The sequence below is a fragment of the Anabaena sp. FACHB-1391 genome (assembly GCF_014696755.1).
GTDB classification, from domain to species: domain Bacteria; phylum Cyanobacteriota; class Cyanobacteriia; order Cyanobacteriales; family Nostocaceae; genus Dolichospermum; species Dolichospermum planctonicum.
Genome location: NZ_JACJQS010000035.1, coordinates 44,563 through 51,079 on the forward strand (window position 1 = coordinate 44,563; position 6,517 = coordinate 51,079).

5 protein-coding genes are annotated in these 6,517 nt (G+C 37.9%); 2 read left to right on the forward strand and 3 right to left on the reverse strand.

Annotation, left to right across the window (positions count from 1 at the left end; genetic code table 11):
- Window positions 1-60: 60 nt before the first annotated feature.
- A complete protein-coding gene (locus tag H6F62_RS15865; protein ID WP_137908803.1) occupies window positions 61-759 on the reverse strand; it encodes a response regulator transcription factor in 699 nt (232 codons plus the stop codon).
- A 743-nt stretch (window positions 760-1,502) separates the two neighbouring features.
- Between H6F62_RS15865 and H6F62_RS15870 the strand changes: the two genes are divergently transcribed.
- The gene (locus tag H6F62_RS15870) at window positions 1,503-2,132 is read left to right on the forward strand and encodes a CPP1-like family protein (protein WP_137908804.1); all 630 of its coding nucleotides are present in this window, start codon (window positions 1,503-1,505) and stop codon (window positions 2,130-2,132) included.
- 48 nt (window positions 2,133-2,180) lie between these two features.
- Here H6F62_RS15870 and H6F62_RS15875 read toward each other — a convergent pair whose 3' ends face one another.
- Together H6F62_RS15875 and sbcC are read right to left on the reverse strand one after the other, a co-directional pair.
- Window positions 2,181-2,858: an HAD family hydrolase gene (locus H6F62_RS15875; RefSeq protein WP_137908805.1), complete on the reverse strand. Its 678-nt coding sequence runs from the start codon at window positions 2,856-2,858 to the stop codon at window positions 2,181-2,183.
- A 55-nt stretch (window positions 2,859-2,913) separates the two neighbouring features.
- Window positions 2,914-5,940: an exonuclease subunit SbcC gene (sbcC, locus tag H6F62_RS15880; protein WP_190372468.1), complete on the reverse strand. Its 3,027-nt coding sequence runs from the start codon at window positions 5,938-5,940 to the stop codon at window positions 2,914-2,916.
- 228 nt (window positions 5,941-6,168) lie between these two features.
- On the opposite strand from sbcC, the gene H6F62_RS15885 reads away from it, so the two are divergent.
- A complete protein-coding gene (locus H6F62_RS15885) occupies window positions 6,169-6,447 on the forward strand; it encodes a hypothetical protein (protein ID WP_199306448.1) in 279 nt (92 codons plus the stop codon).
- Window positions 6,448-6,517: the final 70 nt, after the last annotated feature.

Sequence of the window (6,517 nt, forward strand, 5' to 3'; positions counted from 1 at the left end):
ACCCCTTTCAGATGTGGAAGTGGTTAAAGTTCACAGATGGTAATCTGATTAAAACTAGTTTTACGGTGAAGTGGGGCATTCAAACTTATACCCTACACCACGTATCGTCTGGATTAACGTTGATTGGTTGGGATCTAACTCAATTTTCTTGCGAATTTGACCAATATGGACATCTACAACCCTTTGATCCCCGACGTATTCATAGTCCCAAACTTGTTGGATGAGTTCGGCCCTTCGCCAAACCCGGCCTGGATGACTAGCTAAAAAATGTAACAAGTCAAATTCCAGCGCTGTTAAAGGGATGGTCTCATTATTAACCATTACTTCCCGTCGCACAGAATCAATTATGACCTTTTCAAAGACTAAGCGCTGCTGTTCTGTATTAGCTACAACCCGCTGTCTCCTCAAAATTGCGGCTACTCTCACCTCTAATTCTCCCAAACCAAATGGCTTGGTCAGGTAATCGTCAGCACCCTTAGAAAAACCGCGAATTTTATCGGCTTCATCTGTCCTGCTAGTCAGCAGTAGCACAAATACACCACTACGATTTTGCATTTCTTGACAGAGATTAAAGCCAACTACATCTGGTAAATTCACATCCAAAATCACCAAATCGGGGTTAAATTGCTCAAATACGGCTAGGGCCATTTTACCATCTTCGGCGGACTCTACTTGATAATTTTGTTGCAGCAAAAAACGTTGGATTAAATTCCGAACCGCAGAATCGTCGTCAACTACAAGAACCTTGGCAGCAGCCATGACCATTATTTTTCACAAAAGTTCATAACATTAACAAACATGATTGCCTAAGAACCCAGGTTCTACTTTGGCAGTAATTCAATATCTACAGGGGACACAGATGATGATCCAGATTATTTGATTGACGCTCCCCACCCTATAGAGGAATGGGGCATTGCGGCAATTCTTGATAAATTAAATAAATTTTTAGATCATTTTTGGATCAATTAAACAAACTCATGCTAGTATTGTCCTCAAGGGATAAAATAATTCGTCTAATTAGTTCAAGATACAGCATATTGCAAGTCAATGAGGTAAAAGTTGGAATCACGAAGCCTTGCAGCTAAAGGGTTTTACCCCTCAAAGCTGCTGTATATGATCCAAATCTTGACAATTAAACGTTAAATATGGAATCCTTTGTATAATAAAAATATACACAAGTGTTGGAGATCATGCACTCCCTAAAATTAGAACTAAAACTTAAACAAAAGGTTCTGAGTTATATGGTTGTGCTGGTTTTTATGATTTGGTGTAGAATTATTGCATACCCATTGCCAGATCGAAATTTACTCCTGTGGCTTTAAACCCGTCCGCGGGCTGGTTTAAAGCCACAGAAGCAAGCAGTAAAATCTCCTATTTATTTTAGGTTGAGTATTCTGTGTAAATTTCGTTTTTTGGATTTGTTTTGATCAATATAAAACCTAAAGTTGTTTTCTTGCAAAATAAAGAGTGCCGCTGAATTAAGGCTGAAGTAATAAACTCCCATGAGTGATCAAAGTCCCTACGAAAAAATTGGGGTATCAGAAGACGCAAGCTTCGATGAAATTCAGGAAGCTCGAAATCGCCTATTAGAAAAATATGGTGGTGAGAGTAATAGCCGAGAAGTCATTGAAGCAGCTTATGATGCGATTTTAATGGAGCGCCTGCGGATGCGCCAAGAAGGGAAAATCAAAGTACCTGAGCGAATCCGATTTCCAGAGATGCGAGTTCGTTCTATTCCCCAAGCAGGTTTAACCCCGAACCAACAAGCTCCTGAATGGCTACAAAGAAGTTTGGATAGGCCAACATTGACCGATGTGCTATTACCAGGGGTCTGTTATCTGGGTTTGGGTGCGATTAGTCTGTTTTATCCCGGTGATACTGAGCAGGTTTTGCAACTGGCATTGGTAGTTGGGGTGGGTGTTGGTGTTTACTTCCTCAATCGCAAGGAAGGCAAATTTGGTCGAGCAGTTTTATTCACGCTGGTTAGTTTAATTATCGGCTTAATTGCGGGCGGTTTAATTGCTGGCTGGATATTACCACTACTATTACCATTGATAAATTTGACAGCGAATCAATTTTCAACGCTTTTGACTTTCATATTAATCTGGTTAGTAAGTAGCTTTTTACGTTAGTTAATGGGTAATTGGTTAATGGCCGATTACCCATTATTTTTATCGCTACTACTTAAAGAGATAATCCACCACAGTTTTTAAGTCTGGAAGAATCATATCAGGTTGATATGATGCTAGTTGGGTGCGATCGCGGATACCAGACTCAACAGCAATAATTTTAATATCATGTTTTTTGGCGGCCGCGATATCGGCTTCTGTGTCCCCTACCATCCAAGTATCAGCCGCAGGGGGGAGTTCGGCTAATGCTTTAGCCATTAATAAAGGTTTATCTTCGACATCACGGGTTTTTACATAGTCATTACTGAGACAATAACGGCGGTTTTCCGGGAAAAACTCACCTAAATTGTGCTGACCAAAAGCATAGTCTAATTCTCGTACCCTCCGCATAGTCATTACAGCTAAATCAACACCAGCAGCCTGAACTTTACTAAGTGCTTGTAATGCAGTGGGGATCAAGGTATCATATTGGAAGTAGGGTAGAGTATGGACTGTTTGTTTGCGGATTTGGGTGAATTTTTGCCCTTGTTGGGCATCTAAACCCGATTTTAACGCAATTTGAAGTTCAGGAGTATGCGATCGCTTCAGTTGCCAAAATTCGGCTTTAGAAAGTTCTGTAATTGTTTGTCCCGGATATCGGGTTTTCTCTAGACACAACTGATAAACACGGTAATATCGTTCTGAAACATCCATAATTGGACCGTCAAAGTCAGTAATTAATCTCAGCATGAGTAGATAATTGAATATAGATCCCCGACTTATTGGAGAAGTCGGGGATCTGAGTTTACATTAATAATTGTAACTGTGAACCTTGCTGATTTTTACTCACTTCAATTCTGGCTTGAAACGCTTCTTTTAAGTGGGGCATATGAGTTACAGTTAAGATACAGGCAAAATCAGATGATATGGCATTAATAGCAGCAATTAGACGATCGCATCCTTCCCCATCTTGAGTACCAAAACCTTCATCTACTACTAATAATTGTAATGATGCCCCTGCTCTTTGTGCCAATAATTTGGCTAAAGCTAAACGAATAGCAAAATTAATTCTAAAAGCTTCTCCTCCCGAATAAGTTTCATAAGACCTTGTTCCCCTAGCGTCAGCAATTAAAATATCTAATGTATCTATTAATTTAGCATTTTTCTTACTGGATTTGCCACTACGTCCGGCTTTTTGGGTGATAAATTGGACGTGAAATTGATTTGCACTCAATCGAGAAAGTAATTGATTGGCCTCTGCTTCCAATTGGGGTAAAACATTTTCAATCATTAAAGCTTGAATCCCATTTTTCCCAAAAGCTTGAGCTAATTCTTGATAAACACGCTGTTGCTGTTTACAAATTTGCAATTGTTCTATTTCTTGTTCATATTGATTTTGTAAAGTTTCCAATTGCAGCGACATTTGTTTTAATTGTCCCAAATGAGAGATTTTATTATCTAGTTCTCGTCTGCGATTTGCTATTTGCTGTTCTAAATTATTAATTTGCACTGTGGGGTTAGCACTGTCAGTTAATTGTTTGACAATATCATCAATTTGTTGAGTTAATATTTCTCTTTCTTTGTCAACTCTTGCTAATGAATCTCCTAAATCTTGCCATTTATTTCTTAGTTGGGGATCTTGTTCTTGTGCCGATAATAATTGTTGATGACGTAACTGCCAACTTTGCCCTTGACGCACACTTTGACGCAGATAATTATGCTGTTCTGAACTATAGCCAATTTCCGCAATTTGCTGTTCTAGACTAGCGATTTCTCTCGCACCATCAGAATCAGTTTTTTCCTGTTGAATTTGCAATTTTAATTGAGTAATATTTGCTGTCAATTCTGGTTTTCTAGCTGCTAGTTTTTTCTGCCTTTTTATTGCTTCTTTAATTTCTCCTTGTTTAATTTCTGCCCAGCGCAATCTTTCTACCTCATTCCGAGCGAGGGCGTGATCTTGTTCACTATAATTAAGTTGTTGAATATATTGATCTAATTCTTGAATTTCTGCTTGTTTTTCCGGTGCATAATCACCAGTTTGTAAGCAAATTTCTAACTGTTCTTTTTCGGAAATAACTTGTATTAATTGTTGTTGGACATCCATTATAGCTTGTAACTGTGCTGCTAATTGTCCCCGTTGTTCCCGCAATAAATCATAACCAGATAACTTTTGGTCTATTTCCCGATATTCTTGTCTGAGTACCTGAATTTCCCGATCTGAAACCGCAATTTGTTCCCGTACTACCCAAAATTGTCCTTGGGTATCTTCATATTCTGATTGAGTTTTTTCAACAACTCGACTCCAATGATGTTCATTTAAAGGACGTTCACATAAAGGACAAGTAGCATCGGGATTTTGTAACATTTGCAGTTTTTGTTCTAGTTCTGCTAATAACTTTTCATAATCTCTTTGGTGAGCTTGTAAACGTTCAAAAAAATGTCGTCTTTCCTGTCCTTTTTCCTTGACTCTTTGCAGATAAACTCGCTTTTTATCTAGTTCTTCAATTTTCGTTTCTACCTCTGTTATTGCTTTTTCTATTTGGGGTTGACGATGATATTGATTTTCTAATTTCTTTTCCGCAGCTTGCATTTGCTCCAACCGTGCTACTAAAGTAGCATGATCCCGATCTAATTGAGTTTGCAAACTTGCCCTTTGTTGTAATAATGGTGTTACTTGCATTTGCAATTGATCTAAATTAGCTAAATGCTGACGGGCGTTATTTAATTGTAATAAAGCTGTTTCTATATCTCCAGATTTACTCAGAGTTTGGACAATTTCTAGTTCTTGCTGTTCCAAAGCTGCTAATTCTGCTTCAGCTTTTTGCAATTGGCGTTCTAAATCTTGAATTTGTTTATATAGCTGTTGTTGTTTTTGTTGTTTTGAATTGGTAGCGCGGGTATGTTGTTCAAATTTGGCCGCAAAAATTTCTTCTTGGGATCGCAAATTTTGATATTGAGTATAACCGGCTTGAATATCATTTTGTTGACTTAAAATCTTTTCTAATTCTGTTAATTGGGATTTAACAGATAATTGTTCTTGTTTTAAGCGATCGCTATCTTGGCTAAAATTATCATATCGTTGGCGCACAAAATTTAATTGTTGTTCCCAATTTTGTCTTTGATGTTGAATAACCTGTAAACTTTGTAATTGGTTATTCTCAAAAGTTTGTACCTGTTGTAAATCCTGTAGTTGCGCTTCTAACTCAGCCCGTTGGTTTTCCGTTGTTTCTCGTTCTTGGAGTTGAATTTTGATGTTTTCCAAAGAACGTTCTAATTCCTCCCCTCGTCCCTTGAAAAGTTTAGAATTGTCCTTGGCTCGTTCTTCTAACTCATCATACTGATTTAATTTTAATAATTCCGCTAAAATTTCCTTACGTTCGGTGGGACGTTTGAGCATAAACTCGTCGGCTTTCCCTTGACGCAAATAAGCAGAATTAATAAAAGTCTCATAATCTAACTTAATATGTTCGAGAATTACATCCTGAGTGGCTTTTAAACCCTTACCCGTCAAAGGACGAAACCCCGCAGGAGTTTCAATTTGAAATTCTAAAATGCTAGTTCCACCCCTGACCCGGTTGCGAATTACCCGATAAGTTTGCTGACCACTTTGGAAAGTGAAATCAATTCGGACTTCTTTTGCACCAGCATGAATTACATCATCTTCAACATTAGCACGGCTTTCACCCCAAATTGCCCAAGTGATAGCTTCTAAAAGAGAAGATTTTCCCGCACCATTAGAACCACAAATACACGCCGTATGCAAACCGCTAAAATCTAAAGCTGCATCACGGTAACTGAGAAAGTTTTTAATGATAAGTTGAACTGGAATCATTCAAGCTATTGTGCCACATTGACAATTTTGATCGTTAACAGTACAGATGCACTTTTTGTTAGTTTAGCTATCTAGTAGGCATATTTCTAGTTTTAAAGACATCAATTTTACAAAAATTTACAATCTCAAGACAATTTTTTTTAAATGTCAGGGGAAGTGATTGTCAAAATTGCGGTTACTGATACAATAGGTAATATATGTGCTGAAGACATCACAATAATCAATTTTATGGACTTTGACAAGAAAGCCCTCAGTGAGCGCGACATCTGTACTAAATACATTACTCCTGCCATAGTACAAACCGCAGGGTGGGATCTACACACCCAAATCCGTGAAGAAGTCACTTTTACCGCAGGACAGATTTATGTAAGGGGGAAAATGGTCCATAGGGGTGAAAGTAAACGCGCTGATTATATTCTTTATTACAAACCTAATATCCAAATTGCTGTCATTGAAGCGAAAGATACAGCACTTCCCGGTGTTATGAGGTACAGTAACAACAATTAGTGAACCAATTTTTTAAATGTTGAGGATTCATCAAATCGAGAGCAACAGAAATAACTTTATCAACTATTTC

What these genes read in the sequence shown, in the direction of transcription:
- H6F62_RS15870 (WP_137908804.1), top strand. Translation starts at nt 1,503, where the DNA reads ATGAGTGATCAAAGTCCCTACGAAAAAATTGGGGTATCAGAAGACGCA.
- H6F62_RS15885 (WP_199306448.1), top strand. Translation starts at nt 6,169, where the DNA reads ATGGACTTTGACAAGAAAGCCCTCAGTGAGCGCGACATCTGTACTAAA.
- H6F62_RS15865 (WP_137908803.1), bottom strand. Translation starts at nt 759, where the DNA reads ATGGCTGCTGCCAAGGTTCTTGTAGTTGACGACGATTCTGCGGTTCGG.
- H6F62_RS15875 (WP_137908805.1), bottom strand. Translation starts at nt 2,858, where the DNA reads ATGCTGAGATTAATTACTGACTTTGACGGTCCAATTATGGATGTTTCA.
- sbcC (WP_190372468.1), bottom strand. Translation starts at nt 5,940, where the DNA reads ATGATTCCAGTTCAACTTATCATTAAAAACTTTCTCAGTTACCGTGAT.